At 63.8% G+C, this 17,068-nt stretch carries 11 protein-coding genes and 1 pseudogene; 1 reads left to right on the top strand and 11 read right to left on the bottom strand.

The window, feature by feature from the left end:
* Nucleotides 1–89: 89 nt before the first annotated feature.
* The 10 genes and pseudogenes from GXH28_RS01070 to GXH28_RS16915 form a co-directional block, all read right to left on the bottom strand.
* On the bottom strand, nucleotides 90–929 hold the full coding sequence (locus GXH28_RS01070) for an NAD(+)/NADH kinase (RefSeq protein WP_169237145.1): 840 nt from the start codon (nucleotides 927–929) through the stop codon (nucleotides 90–92).
* Nucleotides 926–2,293, bottom strand: coding sequence for a histidine--tRNA ligase (hisS, locus tag GXH28_RS01075; RefSeq protein WP_169237146.1), 1,368 nt, complete (start codon nucleotides 2,291–2,293; stop codon nucleotides 926–928). Before hisS ends, GXH28_RS01070 begins: the two co-directional genes overlap by 4 nt.
* Before the next feature lie 12 nt (nucleotides 2,294–2,305).
* The gene (locus GXH28_RS01080; protein ID WP_169237147.1) at nucleotides 2,306–3,835 is read right to left on the bottom strand and encodes a hypothetical protein; all 1,530 of its coding nucleotides are present in this window, start codon (nucleotides 3,833–3,835) and stop codon (nucleotides 2,306–2,308) included.
* A gap of 355 nt (nucleotides 3,836–4,190) precedes the next feature.
* On the bottom strand, nucleotides 4,191–4,718 hold the full coding sequence (locus tag GXH28_RS01085) for a type 1 glutamine amidotransferase domain-containing protein (protein WP_169237148.1): 528 nt from the start codon (nucleotides 4,716–4,718) through the stop codon (nucleotides 4,191–4,193).
* Between the two features lie 19 nt (nucleotides 4,719–4,737).
* Nucleotides 4,738–6,078 (bottom strand): putative glycoside hydrolase, encoded by a 1,341-nt coding sequence (locus GXH28_RS01090; protein WP_169237149.1) that lies wholly within the window; start codon nucleotides 6,076–6,078, stop codon nucleotides 4,738–4,740.
* Entirely contained in the window at nucleotides 6,062–7,189 is a 1,128-nt protein-coding gene (dnaJ, locus tag GXH28_RS01095) for a molecular chaperone DnaJ (RefSeq protein ID WP_169237150.1), read from the bottom strand. The genes GXH28_RS01090 and dnaJ overlap by 17 nt, the downstream gene beginning before the upstream one ends.
* Nucleotides 7,190–7,286: 97 nt before the next feature.
* Entirely contained in the window at nucleotides 7,287–9,200 is a 1,914-nt protein-coding gene (dnaK, locus tag GXH28_RS01100; protein WP_169237151.1) for a molecular chaperone DnaK, read from the bottom strand.
* A 101-nt stretch (nucleotides 9,201–9,301) separates the two neighbouring features.
* Nucleotides 9,302–9,880, bottom strand: coding sequence for a nucleotide exchange factor GrpE (locus tag GXH28_RS01105; protein WP_169237152.1), 579 nt, complete (start codon nucleotides 9,878–9,880; stop codon nucleotides 9,302–9,304).
* 120 nt (nucleotides 9,881–10,000) lie between these two features.
* Entirely contained in the window at nucleotides 10,001–11,050 is a 1,050-nt protein-coding gene (hrcA, locus tag GXH28_RS01110) for a heat-inducible transcriptional repressor HrcA (RefSeq protein WP_320447888.1), read from the bottom strand.
* A 137-nt stretch (nucleotides 11,051–11,187) separates the two neighbouring features.
* Nucleotides 11,188–11,343, bottom strand: a pseudogene (locus tag GXH28_RS16915) (ISAs1 family transposase); the annotation flags it as partial.
* Nucleotides 11,344–11,970: 627 nt separating this feature from the next.
* Here GXH28_RS16915 and GXH28_RS01115 point away from each other — a divergent pair.
* Nucleotides 11,971–16,218, top strand: a complete 4,248-nt coding sequence (locus GXH28_RS01115) for a flippase (RefSeq protein ID WP_169237154.1) — start codon at nucleotides 11,971–11,973, stop codon at nucleotides 16,216–16,218.
* Nucleotides 16,219–16,293: 75 nt separating this feature from the next.
* Here the strand turns inward: GXH28_RS01115 and GXH28_RS01120 are convergent, their stop codons facing one another.
* A complete protein-coding gene (locus tag GXH28_RS01120; RefSeq protein WP_169237155.1) occupies nucleotides 16,294–17,067 on the bottom strand; it encodes a metallophosphoesterase family protein in 774 nt (257 codons plus the stop codon).
* Between the last annotated feature and the right edge of the window lies 1 nt (nucleotide 17,068).

Raw genomic sequence — 17,068 nt, forward strand, 5'->3', positions numbered from 1 at the left:
AGTTTCGAGTTTCGACTTCTCGCTTCCCACTCCCCACTTCCGACTCCCAGGCTCTGGACTCTGGACTCTGGACTCTGGACTCTGGACTCTCAATCACATCCCTCACCTTTCAGGCGCGCCATCAAGGTGCGGTAGAAATACGAAGGCGGTTGCACGCGCGCAAACACAGCCACATGCTCGCTGGCGCGCACCCGCACGCGGTCGCCGTCCTTGAGCGTGGTCTCGTGCTGGCCGTCGGCGGTCAGGATAGCTTGGTGGTCGGTGTGGATGACGATCTCGACCGTGGAACCTTGTGATAGCACGACCGGCTTGTCCAGGCTGAGGTGTGGCGCGATTGGGACGAGCACGAAATTCTGTAGGGTGGGGGGCAGGATCGGCCCACCGGCGGCCAGCGCGTATGCGGTGCTGCCGGTCGGCGTGGCCACGATCAGGCCGTCGCAGGCGAAGGTCGTCAAACGGCTGCCGTCCACGTGTACTTCCGGGCGCACGATGCGCGCGAGCGTGCCGCGACTCACCACCACATCATTCAGCGCTTCGTGCGCGCTCAGCATCGTCTCCGCGCGGTATGCCTCGGCGTGGATCATGATGCGTTCTTCGCGCCAGTAATCGCCCGCGATCATGCGCTGTAGCGTCTCCCGCCAGTTGGCCGGCGTCATCTCGGACAAGAAGCCCAGCCGGCCCATGTTGACCGAGGCGACCGGCACGTCGTGCGGTGCAGCTACGCGAGCGGCGCGCAGCGTGCTGCCGTCGCCGCCCAGCACCACGATCAAATCCACCTTGGGGATGATCGCTTCCAGCGCTGCCGTGTCCCACGTCTTGGCGCGATAGGACAGCACACCCCATTCGCGCAGCGCCGCGCCGATTTCGTCGGCTACCTCGGCAGTCGCCGGCAGCTTGGGATGATCGAGGACGCCCACCGCCTGGATCATGTCTGCACCATCTCGGCCAGCGCTGCTGCAACTTCATCGCGGGGCAGCGCCTGCTCCCTGGCCGTGGCTAGGTTCTTGACCTTCACCTGACCGGCGGTGAACTCTGTTTCGCCTGCGATCACCGCGAAACGGAATCCCTTGCGACTGGCGTACTTCAACTGGTCGCCCAGCCGGGCCTTCTCCAGATACACTTCGGTGGCGATGCCGTGCGCGCGCAGCTCGGCGCCGATCCGCAGGTAGTCCTGCATGTGCGCCGGGTCCATCGTCGTGACCAGCACCAGCGCCGGCGTCGCGGGGCCGGGCTTGAGCACGCCGGCGTCCAACAAGCGCAGCACCAGCCGGCTTAGGCCGATCGAGATGCCGACGCCGGGGAGCTTCTCGTGGGTGAAGTAACTGGCCAGGTCGTCGTAGCGCCCGCCCGAACAGATGCTGCCCAGGTCGGGGTGCGCGACCAGGCGCGTCTCGTAGACCGTGCCGGTGTAATAGTCCAGCCCGCGCGCAATGCTCAGGTCCACTTCGAAGCAGTCGTTCGGCACGCCGAGGCTGCGCATGCCCTCGACCACGGTTTTCAGCTCATGCACGCCGCGCGAGAAGTCCTCGTTGTTGACTTGCCCGCTTTCGATGTGCGACTGCAGGGTGCGCAGCACGTCATCGGCTGGCCGGCCTTGGCTGCTGTCGAGGAAGTCGAGGATGCGACCGGTCGTTGCCTCGCTCAGACCAACCTTGTTGACCAACGCGTGCGCCACGGCGTCGCGCCCGATCTTCTCCAGGGCGTCCACCGCACGCAACACCTCAATCTTGCTTTCTGCCGGCGCGCCGACGGCGTCGAAGAATCCCTGCAGCAGCCGGCGATTGTTGATGCGCACGACGAACCGGCCGATGCCCATCTCGCGGAAGACGTGGTAGATCACGCTGGGGATCTCGGCGTCGGTCATAAGGCTGACCGAGCCGCGGCCGATCACGTCAATGTCGCACTGATACAGCTCGCGGTAGCGGCCGGATTGGGGGCGCTCGCCCCGCCAGACTTTTTGAATCTGATAGCGTCGGAAGGGGAAGGTCAGCTTGTCTTTGTGCTGGGCCACGTAACGCGCCAGCGGAACGGTCAGGTCGAAGTGCAGGGCGAACTCCGTCTCGGCGCTTTCGCCCGGCCCGGCAGACAAGCGCGAGAGCGCGTAGATCTCCTTCTCGTTGCCGCCCTTGGACGTGAGCACGTCCTTGCGTTCCACGGCCGGCGTCTCGATCGGCGCAAAGCCGTAGCGCTCGAAGGTGCGACGGACGATGTCCAGACAGCGGTTGAACACGAGCTGCTGCTCCGGCAGCAGTTCGGGGAATCCGCTCATCGGTTTGGGGGTGACGATAGGCATAGCGATGTTGCTTTAGCGAACGCTCTCGAACAACCCGCGCAGCTCGGGTGTGTCGGCGACTTGCCGGTAGCGCGCTTTGAAGCGCGGGTCGTTCACCAGCAGGCGGTTCGAGGTGTTGTCCGCGATGAAAGTTCCGTCGGGCGCTTTCGCGATCACATGCGCCTGGATGAAGCGCGGATTTTGCGCGAGCACATAGTCTACATCCCATTTCCCGAACCCATCGCCGCGCCCGAGCAGACCGCCGGGAAATTGCGGTGTGAGATGCGCGATGTGCGCGTCGGTCAGCCCGAACATGTCCACCACCCGCGCCTCGAGCGGCAGGATATAGGCCAGCCATCCGGCGTCGGTGACGGCGAGCACGTCGCCCGGTTGCCAATGGGCGCGCAGGTAGTCGCTCATGGTCTGGCCTTGGGGCGCGATCGGCTGACCGATGCCCCGCACTAAACGCGCATCCAGCGCGTTAAAGAGGAGAACCGCAAGCTGCACCAGCGTTAGGCCGATGCCGATCAGCGCACTACGGCTTGTTGCCATGAATCCGGCCAAGGTCATCATCCCGCGATGGGCGAGGACGATCAACAGCGGCAGGATGTGCGCCCAGAATCGGTGCAGCGGCATCCAGTCGCCGCCACCGATGATCACGAAGAGGGCGTAAGCAGCGCAACTGGTGAGCAGGAAAGCATGACGCGGCGTGTGTGCTTTCAGCGCGACAAGCGCTGCCGGTAAGAGCACAAATCCTGGTCCGCCAAGGGCGGTCATGCCCTCGAATAGGTAATAGGCTCCCTCAACGAAAGCGCGCGGATGCAGCCCCATGGATTTGGCGTATACCGTGTTGGGCAGGGGCCAACCATAGTAGCTCAGTCGCCAGAGAAAGTGGGGCGCGAACACGATGGCAAAGCCGGCCAGCCAGCGCCATTCGCGGCGTAGGATGTGCAATAGCCGATGGCTCCAATGGCTGACGGTCGTGGCGTTGCCAGAAGTGACTCGATGCCACAAGCGGTAGGCTAATGCCAGGCCGAAGAACAACACGCCCTCCGGGCGGGACAGAGCGAGCAGCCCGAAGATCAGACCGGAAGCGCTGCCGCTGCCCGACGCTTCCTCGCGGATGAATGTGTATGCGGCGGCAGTGAGCAGGAAAGCGAACAATGCCGTCTCCAGACCGCCCATGGTCCAGGCGGTGAAAGGCGCACAGGCGGCGAGCAGCACGGGGGCAAGGATGGGTAAGGGGCTATCTGCGGCAAGGCGGTAGGTGATCAGGAGTGTGCCTGCGCTCAGGATGATGGCGATGAGGCGGGCAGCGGTGAGCAACTCCATGCCCAATGCATGTGCGGGGGCGAGAAGCATCACCCACAGAAAGTTGGAATAGCCTTCGACGCGCTCGCCGATGTTGTAAACCAGGCCGTTTCCGGCGACCAGTTGACGGACGTAGCGGAAGGTGATAAAGGCATCGTCCACCGAAAAGTGCTGGAAGAGCCAGAGCTGTGAGGCGAACAGTGCCCCGATAATTCCCCAGTCGAGCGCGCGCATCCAACGTAAGGACATCATCGCAGAAGCTGAATGCCAAAGTGCTGCCAGGATAAATCCTTCCAAGTCGCCGCCGTGACCATCCACGTAGCGTTCCTGCGTGCTTGCATGGCTTCGATGAAAGCGTAACAACAGATCTGGTTCTCTCCCGCGTCGCATCTCCTCCGGCATGCGGATGGTGAACGGTGCAGGCACCACTAACCCCCAGAGCCGTTCATTTCGGCGTGAGCGGCGAACTGTTCCAGAAGCCGGCGGCGCACGTGCGCCTGGAGGGGCGTGACCACGCCATATCTACCCACTCCGTCATGGGCGTCTCATCGTGGGCGAAGTAGCGATCGGATGAAAGCATGGGGTGCGGTGGCCGTTCAAGGCGCAGTTAGGTCTCGGCAATGGCGCGAACCAGCTCGCGGTTGAAATCGGGGATGTCGGCGACGACGCGCCCCCACACCAAGTTGCCATCGCGCAAGGCGGGCGCATCGCACCAGGTTGCTCCCGCGTTTTCCAAGTCGTCTTTGATGGCGATGCTGCCGGTTGCGCGGTGGCCTTTGACGATGCCGGCGCTGATACCGACCCAGCCGGCGTGGCAGATCATGCCGATGATCTTGCCCTGCGCGTATGCGTCGCGCACCAGATGCTTCACGCTCTCGTATCGGCGCAGCTTGTCGGGCGCCCATCCGCCGGGCACGATGACGGCATCCATGTCGCGTGCGGCGATGGCGTCCGCCGCGGCCTCGCTCGTCGCGGTTAAGCCGCCACTCTTGCTGTGGAAGGTGACGCCGGCCTTTGGCGCGACAACCGTGACACGCGCGCCTTCTTCGCGCAGGCGCATATAAACAGCCCAGAACTCTAAGTCCTCAAAGCCCTCTTCGACGCAAAAAGCGATGCGTTTGTCCTTTAATCTCATGTGTCGTCCTCGTCACGCCCTACGGTTTGAGCAGGATGATACCCGTTCGCGGCCCCATGGTGATGCTGGCGTCCACCGGGTTGCCCTGCAGCGACTTATAGGCGCCATCCAGTGAGGTCTTCTTCTGTTCGTTGGTGGGGTTGACCAGCACCAGCCCTCTGCTGAATTTGCGCTGGTAGATGCCGCTGCTGAGCTTGGTGTAGGCCTCGACCGGCGCGCCGATCGGCGCGTTCAGGACGGGGTCGTTGGAATAGGCTGGGTCGCCGGCGTCGAACTGAAAATAGGTGTAGGCGCCGTTTTTGCCCAGCAGGTACGAGGTAGTCGCGTAGCTCAACCACTGGCGAGTAAGTTCTTCTGGTGCGCCGATCAGCCGCGTGGTAAGCAGCACGACTTTGTTGTCCTGCGAGGCGACGCTGAGGTAGTCCACATCGCGCTTCCAGTTCGCTTCGGATTTGAACTCGGTCGTTTTGCTGATCGGGGCGCGCAGGAACTCTGCGATGTGAATGCCATCGGCCAGCGTGGCGAGCGTCTGGGCCTCATCGCTGCGCGCGGCGAACGCCAAGCCGTCTTTCCAGGCGTAACCGCCGATGATGATGAGCTTGCTGGGGATGCGCGCACGGAGGGTGCGCAGTAAGCCCTCCACGGCGCTACGGCGCTGCTGCTCGGTGAACGCCTGCGTGCCGGTATAGACCGGCGCGGCGGTGGGGCGGATCAGGTCTATGCCCACATCATCAATCAGCACGCCTTCAAATCCCCCGTCGTTGATTGCCCGGGCGATGTCTTCGGCGAGTTGGTCCTTTACGGCCTCGTTGCGGATGTCGAGCAGCGGCGCGTTCTTGTCGGCTGAACTGAACGCGACGCGCTTGTTACGATCGTAGAGCAGCCAATCGGGCTTGTTGGCTTGAAGATCGGCGAGTTGGTCGCCGTTGGCTACGCTGACGCTTTTCTTGGTGAGCGGGACCAGCAATGGGTTGCGCTCGCGCTGATAATCGCGCGCGGCGTTGCCGGCAGCGATGTCGAGAAAGCCAGGGAATGACGGCGCCGACGCAATGGTGTCACTCCACAGGCCGATCGTCGCTGTGCTCTCTTGCGGGAATCGCTTGGGGACGGCTGTCGGCGGCGGTGAGGTAGGCGTCGGGAGCGGCGGCGCCGTCGGCGTGGGCGTGGGCTCCGGCAGCGGCGCAGCAGTCACATAGGCAACCGGCGACGGAAATACGTTCACCTCGCGCGGGCCGGGCAGGCTGGCGCATGCTGCCAGCACAATCGAGAATACAAAATCGAGAAAGAAGAGGAGCCCGGGACGGCGCGCCCTTCGCAGTGCTTCGTGCTCCTTGCTCGATGCTCTAGACGCCGAACGCATCTTTCAGCTTATCGAAGAAGCCCTTCTCCTGTTGCGGGACGACTTCCCGGCCTAATGTCTTGGATAGCTCTATGAACAAGCGTTTCTGCTCGGCGGTGAGCGATTGTGGGACTTGTACGGTGACCAACACGATTTGGTCGCCGCGCGTGTTGCGACGCAGGTGCGGCACCCCTTTGCCTTTGATGCGGAACACGCTGCCGCTTTGTGTGCCGGCTGGGATCACCAGCTTCTCCTTGCCGTCCACGGTGGGCACTTCGATCTCATCGCCCAGCGCGGCTTGCGCGACATTAATCGAGACTTCAACGATGATGTCCTCATCCTTGCGGCGGAAGAAGGGATGCGGGGCTACATGGATGACGACATAGAGGTTGCCCGGCGGCCCCCCATTGACGCCGGGTTCTCCCTCCCCGTTGAGGCGGATCTGCGTTCCGGTATCCACGCCGGGTGGAATATTGACTACGAGCGTGCGTGTGACGCGCACCTGCTTGCGGCCGCCGCATTGCCGGCAGGGGGTGGTGATCACCTCCCCCGTGCCGTTGCATGTAGGGCAGGTGGCGACGTTGACGAACGAGCCGAGGATGCTCTGTTGCACCCGGCGCACTTCCCCGGTGCCATTGCACGTGCGACAACGTGTAGGGCTGGTGCCCGGCTCCGAGCCGGAGCCGTCGCAGCGCGGACAAACGTCGTTGCGGACGACTTCGATTTCCTTCTCTGCGCCGAAGATCGCCTCGAGGAAGTCTATCTTCAGATCGTAGCGCAAGTCTGCGCCGCGTCGCGGCCCACGGCGCGCCTGGGCGCCGGCTCGGGCGAAGCCGCCGAAGAACTCGTTGAAGATGTCATTGATGTCGCTGAAGCCCCCGAACCCTTCGGCGCCGAAGCCGCCTTGCGCGCCGGCGTGACCGTAGCGGTCGTATGCGGCGCGCTTCTGGTCGTTGCTCAGCACCTCGTAGGCTTCGTTGATCTCCTTAAACTTATTTTCAGCGTCCGGCGACTTGTTGACGTCGGGGTGATACTCGCGCGCAAGCCGGCGAAACGCTTTTTTGATTTCGTCGCTGCTGGCGTTGCGCGGCACGCCGAGCACTTCGTAGTAATCGCGTTTGGTCGTTGCCATGGGCATGTGTTGCGCGCGTGGCGCGTCTCACCGCCTGCGCCTCACGCCTGCGCGCGTCGCGCAAGACTCGGGATGCGCGCGGTGAGACCCCGGACGCTCATTTCGTCTCTCTGAATTCGCCCTCGACGACGTCGCCGTCGGGCGGCTTCTGATCGCCGCCCGCATCGGCCGAGGCGGCGTTGGTTGCGCTGTCGGCGGTCGTGCCGGCTTTCTGATACATCGCGGCGCCGATCTGGCTAAAGGTGTTCTTGAGATCCTGCGTAGCCTGACGCATGGCGGCGAGGTCGTCGCCCATGATGGCCTGACGCACGGCCGTGATCTTGGCTTCGAGTTCCGCTTTCTGGTCGGCGGGAATCTTTTCGCCATTTTCGCGGATGAACTTTTCGGCCTGGTAGGCGGCGTTATCGCCTTCGTTGTGCGCCTCGACCTTCTCGCGGCGCGCCTTGTCTTCAGCAGCGTGCGCCTGCGCCTCGCGCACCATGCGCTCGATCTCCTCCTTGGCCAGGCCGGATGAGGGTTGGATGGTGATGTGCGCCGTCTTGCCGGTGGCCTTGTCGGCGGCGGTGACGTTGAGGATGCCGTTGGCGTCAATGTCGAACGACACTTCGATCTGCGGGACGCCGCGCGGCGCAGGTGGGATGCCGTCCAGGATGAACTTGCCGAGCGATTTGTTGTCGGCGGCCATCGGGCGTTCGCCCTGCACGATGTGGATCTCAACGCTGGTCTGGTTGTCGCTGGCCGTGCTGAAGATTTGGCTCTTCTTGGTGGGAATGGTCGTGTTGCGTTCGATCAGCGGCGTGGCGACGCCGCCCAGCGTCTCGATGCTCAGGGTGAGCGGTGTGACATCGAGCAGGAGCACATCGCGCACTTCGCCGCCCAGCACGCCGGCCTGCACCGCAGCGCCGATCGCCACGACCTCGTCCGGGTTGACGCTGCGGTTGGGTTCTTTGCCGAACGCGCGCCGGACAGCCTCTTGAACGGCCGGCATGCGGGTCATGCCGCCCACCAGCACGACTTCGTCAATCTTGCTCTTGTCAATGCCGGCGTCCTTTAGTGCCAGCTCACACGGTCCCAGGCTGCGCGCAATCAGGTCTTCCGTCAGTTGCTCCAAGCGCGAGCGCGTCAGCCGCGTGACCAGGTGTTTGGGCCCGGTCGCGTCGGCGGTGAGGTAGGGCAGGTTGATCTCCGTCTCCATCACCGACGACAGCTCGATCTTCGCCTTCTCCGCCGCCTCCTTCAGGCGCTGTAGCGCCTGGCGATCGTTGCGAATGTCTATGCCGTTCTCTTTCTTGAACAGGTCTATCAAGTACTCCATGATGCGGTTGTCGAAGTCGTCGCCGCCGAGGAAGGTGTCACCGTTGGTGGCTTTCACTTCGAACACGCCATCGCCGACTTCGAGCACGCTCACGTCGAACGTGCCGCCGCCCATGTCATAGACGACGATCGTCTCGTCCTTCTTCTTGTCTAGGCCGTAGGCGAGCGAGGACGCCGTCGGCTCGTTGATGATCCGGAGCACGTCGAGGCCGGCGATCTTGCCGGCGTCTTTGGTGGCTTGGCGCTGGGCATCGTTGAAGTAGGCCGGCACGGTAATCACAGCCTGGGTGACCGGCTCGCCCAGATAGGCCTCGGCGTCGGTCTTGATCTTCTGTAGGATCATCGCGCTGATCTCCTGCGGCGAGTATTCCTTGCCACCCATGATCACGCGGCAGTCGCCGTTGGGCGCCGGCACCACTTTGTACGGCACCACTTTGATCGCGCGTTGCACTTCCGGGTCGTTATACTTGCGCCCCATGAAGCGCTTGATGGAGAAGATCGTGTTCTCGGGGTTGGTCACGGCTTGCCGCTTGGCCACTTGACCCACCAGCCGTTCGTTGTTCTTCGGGTTCACGGCCACGACCGATGGAATCAGCCGTGAACCTTCTGCGCTGGGGATCACCGTTGGCTCGCCGCCTTCCATCACCGCGACCACGCTGTTCGTCGTCCCCAAGTCAATGCCTATTATCTTTCCCATGTCTGCTTCCTCATTTTCATCGCCTGCTTTCGTCTTTCGTTCGGGGGCGCCTGCGCGTTCCTGCATGGAAGACGAAAAGCCGGGAGATGTTAGATGCAAGTCTACTTCGCCACTCTGACCAGGGTCGGCCGGATCACGCGGTCGCCGATCTTGTAGCCTTTTTGCAACTCCTCGATGATGTGCCCGCTCTCCACGCCTTCGGCTTCGTCGTGACTAATGGCCTCGTGCAACGTGGGATCGAACGGGTCGTTCTTGCGCACTTCGATCTCCTTGACGCCCTCACTCTCCAGGATCAACTTGAGTTTACGCTGGATGAGCATCACGCCCTCGATCCACGTCATGTGTGCGATGCCTTCGGGGAGCGTCTTGGCGGCGCGTTCGAAGTCATCCTGGATGGGCAGCAACTTGCGAATCAGGTCTAACGTGGCGAAGGCGCGTAGATCGGCGTTTTGCTGCTCTTGGCGCTTCTTGTAGTTGGCGAACTCGGCGCGGGCGCGTTGCCAGCCGTCAAGATATTCGTCGGCCTTTGCCTGCGCCTCTTTCAGGGCCTTGTGCAACGCCGCGATCGGGTCGGCCTCGGCACCGGGCGTTGTTGCTTCCGCTGCGGTAATCCCTTCCGTGGTGTTTGTGGGTGCATCCGTCGTCGTGGTCTGATCTTGCGCAGTTGTCTCCGTCATCATTTCCACCACTCCATAGTGAACGGCCGGGCAGTGGCGCCCGACCAAGAATAGCCGTGCACGCTTAATGCAAGCTGATACAGCGGTGCGCGGATCACCAGTTGTGCGTCGCGTGTCGCGTTTTCAGTCTGCGTACAGGTCGCTCACCAAGTCGCTCATCAAGTCGGCGACGTAGCGCACTGTGCCGATGGCGCGCCCATACGGCATGCGGGTGGGGCCGAGCACGCCGAGCGCGCCCGTGGCAAACCCTTCCACGCCATAGCGCGCGATCACCATGCTACATGCACTGAGTTCACGCCAACGACCCTCCCCGCCGATGACCACCTGCACCGTGCCGACCGGCGAGGTGCTGACTTCGTTCAGGAAGGTGGGTTGCTCGAAGGCATTGACCAGCGCATTGGCGTCGCCGCGCTTGTTGAACTCTGGCTCTTGCAGCACCTCGGTCAAACCGTCGCGATACACCTCGTTCATCGCCACTTCGCCGCCGGCGGTCAACTCCGTCAGCAGGTCGAGCACGGCTGCTTCAAAGTCGGTCGGATCGGTGATCGTCGCGCGCAACGAAGCCATATCCAGCTCATGCCCAAGCGCGTTGAACTTCGCCGCCACCTGGCTGAGGGATGCTTGGTCCATGGGCTCCTTTAGCGTGAGATAGCGCTGGCGCACGGTGCCGCCCTGAAACACCACTATAAGAAGGACGAGCTGTGATTGCGTCGAGATTAACTCGAGGTGTCGCAGGCGCGGCTGCTCAATCCTGGGCGCCGTCACGAGCGCGGCGCTGCGCGCCGAGCGGGCTAAGATTGCCGCGGCCAACTGCATCCACTGGCTCATCTCTAGCTTGGCCTGGTGGAATTGGTGGCGAATCATGTTTTGCTCGGCTTGGGGCAGTTCCACGTCGCCGATCAGTCGCTCGACGAAGTAGCGGTAGCCCTTGTCAGTGGGCACGCGACCGGCCGAAGTGTGTGGATGGGTCAGATAGCCCAACTCCTCCAACACGGCCATCTCGTTGCGGATGGTCGCGCTGGACACGCCCAGGTCGCTTGCCTCAAAGACTGCTTTGGAGCTGACCGGCGTCACCGTGTTGATGTAGGTCCTCACCACTAGCCCTAGTATCTTCTGCTGTCTCGGGGTCAGCTCTTGCGTGGTTATGGTGTTTGGATTAGCAGTCATAGACATAGAGTGCTAACGTAACAGTGAAGATGATACCACGTTTTGAAACTTAACGTCAAGCAACTTGGACAGAATGCCTCCGGGCAAACGCATCTAAATTTTAAGGCTATCTGCGATCCGGCGCACGAGGTCGCGCTCGTCCCGGCCGGCAGACGCCTGGACTTGATGCCCAGTTTCCCGGTTTTGTCGGACTTGAGCAGGTTGAGGGCGATGTGACGCAGAACGGCTAAGTTTTCAGCCGCGTGGCGCAGACGCACACGCGGCCGATCCTCGCGGAAGGCAATGTCCAGACGCCCATGCTGATGATCTGGGCTGCCTTGCCCGACCCGCCATCTGGAAGCCGTTGAGTTTTTTAGCGTCGCCGGCGATCCCCTCGCCCGGCTTGAGCCGAGCCACATCGCGCACCCGGTTCAAGAAGCAGGCCTGGAACTGCGCCGGATCGAGCAGCGACGGCGTGCGCCGAACGTGCCGTGCGAGGGGATACCGTTCGGCAACTCCAGAAACGTGCGAAACCACGCTTCTTTAGCCTTCCCATTTTCCTGGCCGGCGCACGCGCAAACCCGTGACCCTCGCACGCCGCCCGAACAGACGAGCCAAGATTGCCCGCCGTATTTCTACGCCGGTGGTCGGACCGCCACCATCTATAACGGTCGAGTTCAACCCGGAGAGATTTAAGACGGACAAGCAAGGGAGAATCGCTTCGGCATATTCCGGCTCGGCGGCGGGTGCTACAGCACGGCAGCGATTGCCGCTTTCCCCATCCCGTTCCTGACCGACGCGAATTTCTTGTGCTACGGCGGGCGGGTGTATTTTCGGACTTCGGCCGATGCGCTGAGGTTCGCCGGACTCGCCCTCGCACTACAGAGCTTTGACCCGGCGCACTGCACAATGGGGCGAGGTCGCTCTTTAGAGTAACATTTCGGGCTATGCAATCGTTGCTGTCATGGCTGAAGCGGCCGCAGGCCGCCACGGTGCTGTGCATTGCCCTGCTCATGCTGCTGCCGATGGCGCTGTTCTTCCCGGTGACCGTCGGCGGCTATACCTTGCTCCCTGCCGACAATCTGTTTGCCTGGCAACCGTTCAAATCCGCGGCGGCGTCGCTCGGCGTCGGCATCCCCCAGAATGAACTGCTCTCCGATTTGATCCTGGAAAACTATCCCTGGAAGCGCTTCATCATCAAGTCGCTCGCCGAAGGTGAACTGCCGCTGTGGAACCCCTACCTCTTCGCCGGCGTGCCGTTCTTGGCGGCGGGCCAGCACTCGGCGATGTATCCGCTCAGCCTGCTGTACTACGTGCTGCCGCTGGAGAAGGCCTATGGTTGGTTCACCGTGCTGCAACTTGGGCTGGCCGGCGTATTCGCCTTTATCTTCATGCAAACGTTTGGCGTCCGGCCCTACGGCGCGCTCTTGGCGGGCGTGGCCTACCAGTTGAGCGGCTTCTTCGTGGTCTCGGTGGTCTTCCAGATGATCATCGCCGGCGCAGCGTGGTTGCCGCTGATTTTGGCCATGTGCGAGCGCGTGATCCGGCAGTCGCCTGGGCTGGGCAATCGGCCGTCGTCCATGCCCTGGGTGGTGATCGGCGCGCTGGCCTTGGCCATGGTCGTCCTGGCCGGCCACGTCGAAATCCTGGCCTACACGCTCATTGTGACGGCGCTGTTCTGTCTATGGCGCGTGAGCACGGTAATCGGCTTCGGCAACCTGCGTGTGGACGGGCCATATCTGGCCGGCCGGCTGGCCTGGCTGGTCGCAATGGGCGTCGCCGGCCTCCTCATCGGCGCGGTGCAGTTGATCCCGTTGCTGGAGTTGGTGACGCGCAACTTCCGCCAGGGCAGCGCCTCGCTGCAGGAGGTGATGAGCTACGCCTTCCCGTGGCGGTATGTCGTGCAGTGGTTAGGACCGGACTTTTTCGGCAATCCGGCGCACCACACCTACTACGACCTGTTCACGTTCAGCCGGCAGGCGGTGAATACGCCCAGCGGCCACACGGCGTGGGGCGTCAAGAATTATGTTGAAGGTGCGGCCTACGTGGGCTTAATTACGCTCATCCTCGCCGGCGTGGCCGTCGCCGGCCGCATCCGCGCCTCATCGGGCCGTCGTGCGACTGCGGGCCGACAATCAAAGTTCCCGACCTGGTTCTTCGTCGCGCTCGGCGCGCTCTCGCTGTTGTTCATCTTCGGCACGCCGGCCTACGCCATCCTGTTCTTCGGCGTGCCGGGCTTCAATCAGTTGCACTCGCCCTTCCGTTGGATCTTCCCGCTCACCCTGTCGCTGGCCGCGTTGGCCGGCGCCGGCCTTGACTCATTGGCGACAGAGCCAAAAGGCCCACCGGCCATCGGCGGGTATCGGCCTAAGCTCACACCGGCCAGGCATCACCCGATCGCGCGGGCGCATTGGATCGCGAGCGGGGTCGCAGCCGCGCTGGGCGCGCTGGCGATCGCGTCGGTGGGGGTCGTGCGGCTGGCCTGGCCGGTCTTCCAGCCGTTCTTCGAGGACATCGTGCAAAATTCGGCCGCGCGGCAGGGGTTTACCAGCGCCGAGATGTTCTTTAGCTACCAAGCATTCAACGTCGTTCGCCTGGGGCTGTTGCTCATCGCGGCCGGCGCGGTGTGGTGGTTGTTGCTCAGGCATCACGCGCAGCCGGCCGAGGGCGCTGGTGTGGGGGCGAAGCTGGCGCGCGCGGCGCCGGCACTCGCCATCGCGTTGCTGGCGGCCGACTTGAACTGGGCCTGGGCCGGCTTCAACCCGGCGGTGGACCCCAAACTGTTGCGATTTACGCCGCCGGCCATGCAGGCGCTTCAGGCCGACACATCGCTCTGGCGGCTGACGGCCTACGAGCCACGCGCCGGCAAACCGCTGAACGCGAATTCGGCCTGGCTGTTCGACTTTCAGGACATCCGCGGCTACGACTCGATCATCCCCAAACAGTACACCGACTTCATGCAGGCCATCGAGCCGCAGGGCGAGCTGCTCTACAATCGCATCGCGCCGATCAAGAACGCGCAGAGCCTGGCGTCGCCGCTGCTTGACCTGCTCGGCGTGAAGTATGTGGTGACGGAAGAGGAGATCACGGCGCCTGGCTTCTCGCGCTTCTACGACGACGGCACAACGCGCATCTACCAGAACAGCCGGGCGATGCCGCGCGCGTTCACCCTGCCGGTCAGCGCCACCGTTGCTGCCGACGACTTCGCCCAGGCAATCCGGCGCTACGACCCGCGCACGTTCGTCTTGGTGGAACCAGACGCGCTCCGCGCGGTGCGGTCAACCGCGTCGGCCGATGCGCTGACGAACCCCGCGAACGTCTTGCCGGCGCACTCTTCCCCGGCCAGCGTCACGGTGTATCGCCGCAACGAGGTTTGGGTGGATGCGCAGGTCGCCGGGCCGAGCTGGTTGATCCTGGCCGACAGCTACTTCCCCGGCTGGCGCGCCTTCGTCCGGCCACTGGGCGCGCCGGATAGCGCCGAGCGCGAAGTCCCCGTGTTCAAGGTCAACGGCAACTTCCGCGGCGTGTTGCTGGGGATCGCGGGGCCGGGCGTAGACAGCAGCGCGCGTCCGAGTCCCGATGCTCCACACGCCGTCACCGTGCGCTTCCGCTATTCGCCCGACTCGTTCCGCATCGGCGCGTTCGCCACGTTCATCGCGCTGGCGGCGATGCTGTTCCTGGGCGGCGTGTATGTCTGGCGCAACGCGGTGCGCGAGGCGCGCGCGCAGTCCGGCGTGCGCCTGATCGCGCGCAACAGCCTGATCCTGACCGGCCTCAACATCGCTGCGCGGCTGATTGACTTCGCCTTTGCGCTGCTGATGCTGCGCGTGCTCGGGCCGGAGGGCGCCGGCAATTTCTACTTCGCCGTGGTGATCGTGGGCTGGTTCGAGATCGTGATGAACTTCGGCCTGAACACTTTCCTCACCCGCGAAGTCGCGCGCGATCCCGCTCACGCGCAGGCCTATCTGTTGCAAACCAGCCGGCTGCGCATGATGCTGGCGCTGGGGATTGCGCCGATAGTCCTGCTGCTCGTGCTGATCTGGCGGGCGGCGTTCAACCTCGCCCTGGAGGCTGAGATCGCCATCCTCCTGCTCGCGCTGAGCCAGTTTCCCGGCAGCCTATCCACCGGCCTGAGTGCCGTGTTCTTCGCCTACGAGAAGGCCGAGACGCCTGCCGCGCTTACCATCGTCAGTGCGCTGCTGAAGGCCGTGATCGGCGCAACGTTGTTGTTGCTCGGCTGGGGCGTGGTGGGGTTGGGGATCACCTCCATCATCGTGAACGTCATCACGCTGGCGCTCCTGCTCTTCCTGGCCGGGCGGATGTTGCGTTTGCGGTTGTGGCCGGCCGCTGCGCCGGCATGGCCGGCCGCTGCGCAGCAATCATCGGCCATCCTGCGCGAATCCTTCCCGCTGATGCTGAACCATCTGCTGGCCACGCTGTTCTTCAAGGTGGATGTGCCGATGCTGCAGGCGTTGAAAGGGCCGATGGCGGTAGGCTGGTATAGCGCGGCCTATAAGTTCATTGACGCTTTTAACATCATCCCGGCCTTCTTTACGCAGTCGCTGTTCCCGGCCATGTCGCGCATGGCGCAGCAGCGCGATGACTCGCTGGCGCGCTCGTACACGCTGGCGCTCAAGCTGCTGGTGATGACGGCGCTGCCGCTGGCGGTCGCCGTGGCCTTCTTGGCCGAGCCGATGATCGCTGTGCTGGGCGGGCGCGAGTTCCTGCCGAACGGCGCTATCGCGCTCGCCATCACGGCCTGGAGCATGCCGATCGGTTGGATCAACAGCGTGACGAACTACGCGCTGATAGCCGCCGGTCAGCAGCGCGCGCTCACCCGCGCCTTCATCATTGGGCTGACGTTCAACGTCGTCGCTAACGCCATCTTCATCCCGCAGTTCTCGTTCGTGGCGGCGGCGGTGACGACTATCTTCAGCGAGATCGTCGAGGGCGCCGCGTTCTACGTCTTCGTCCGCCAATACATCGCGCCCGTGAATTGGGCCGAGGCGCTGGCCAAGCCGTTCCTCGCAGCAGGGGTCATGGCTGCGGTGACAGCCGCATTGGCCGCCGGCGGCGCAGTGCTGATCGGGCTGGCGCTTGGCCTGGCAGCCTATCTCGCGATGCTGTGGCTGACCCATGCGTTGGCCCCCCAGGAGCGCGAGATTTTGCGCCCGCTGGTGAGGCGCGGCGCGTGAATGCCCGGCGCGGGCGAATGCGCTGCCCAAGTGGGCGGGGGCGCGGCCCGGGGAGGCGGAAGGCATGGCCTTCGCCTAGCCGGTGATCCAGGGCGGTTGCCGTTCGCCGCGAAAGTGCGCGCTCAACACCTGGATGCCGGGATGGTTCATCCGCGCTAACTGCGCGATCACGGCTTCACGGTCGTAGTCCACCCGCCGATGCTCCAGGCGGTAGCCCTTTTCGTCCGCTTCCAGCAGGTAGTAGCTGGCGCGCAGATCAGGCGCCCACGGGTTGCTCACGCTGCCCAGGTTGACGACGCGGACGCCGCCGACCGTGCAATCGAGCTGCCAATGGGTATGGCCGGTGAAGATCAGGTCGGCCTCGCATCCCTCGACGACGGCGGCGATCTGGTCATCGCTCATCGTGGGCCGGATGCCGGGGCCGTCGTCGGTTCCCGGCGCGGCATGCACCAGCAGCACGCGTGCGCCGTTGGGCAACACCAGCCGCTGCTCCAGCGGCAGCGTCGCCATCCAACTCAGCCAACCCGATGCGGCCAGCGCGCCCTGCGTCCAGCACAGCATGGCCAGCCGCGTCGCCACGGCCAGTGCCGATTGAGGATTCTGCGCGATCTCCGCCGCTGCTTCGCGCGGGTCGAGCAGATTGCACACGTAGCGGTCGGTGTTGCCGCGCACAAAGCGCGCTTTGGGTAGATCGTTCAGCCGCTCCAGCACCGGCGTGGGCGAGGGGCCTAGCGCGGCCAAGTCCCCCAGAATCCAGTGCTCGTCGGCGCCGAGGGATGTGATGTCGCTTAGCACGGCATCCAGCGCCACCGCGTTGCCGTGGATGTCGGAGAAGATCGCAACTCGCATG

The organism is Candidatus Roseilinea sp. NK_OTU-006 (genome assembly GCF_012931985.1).
Taxonomy (GTDB): Bacteria; Chloroflexota; Anaerolineae; order J036; family Brachytrichaceae; genus JAAFGM01.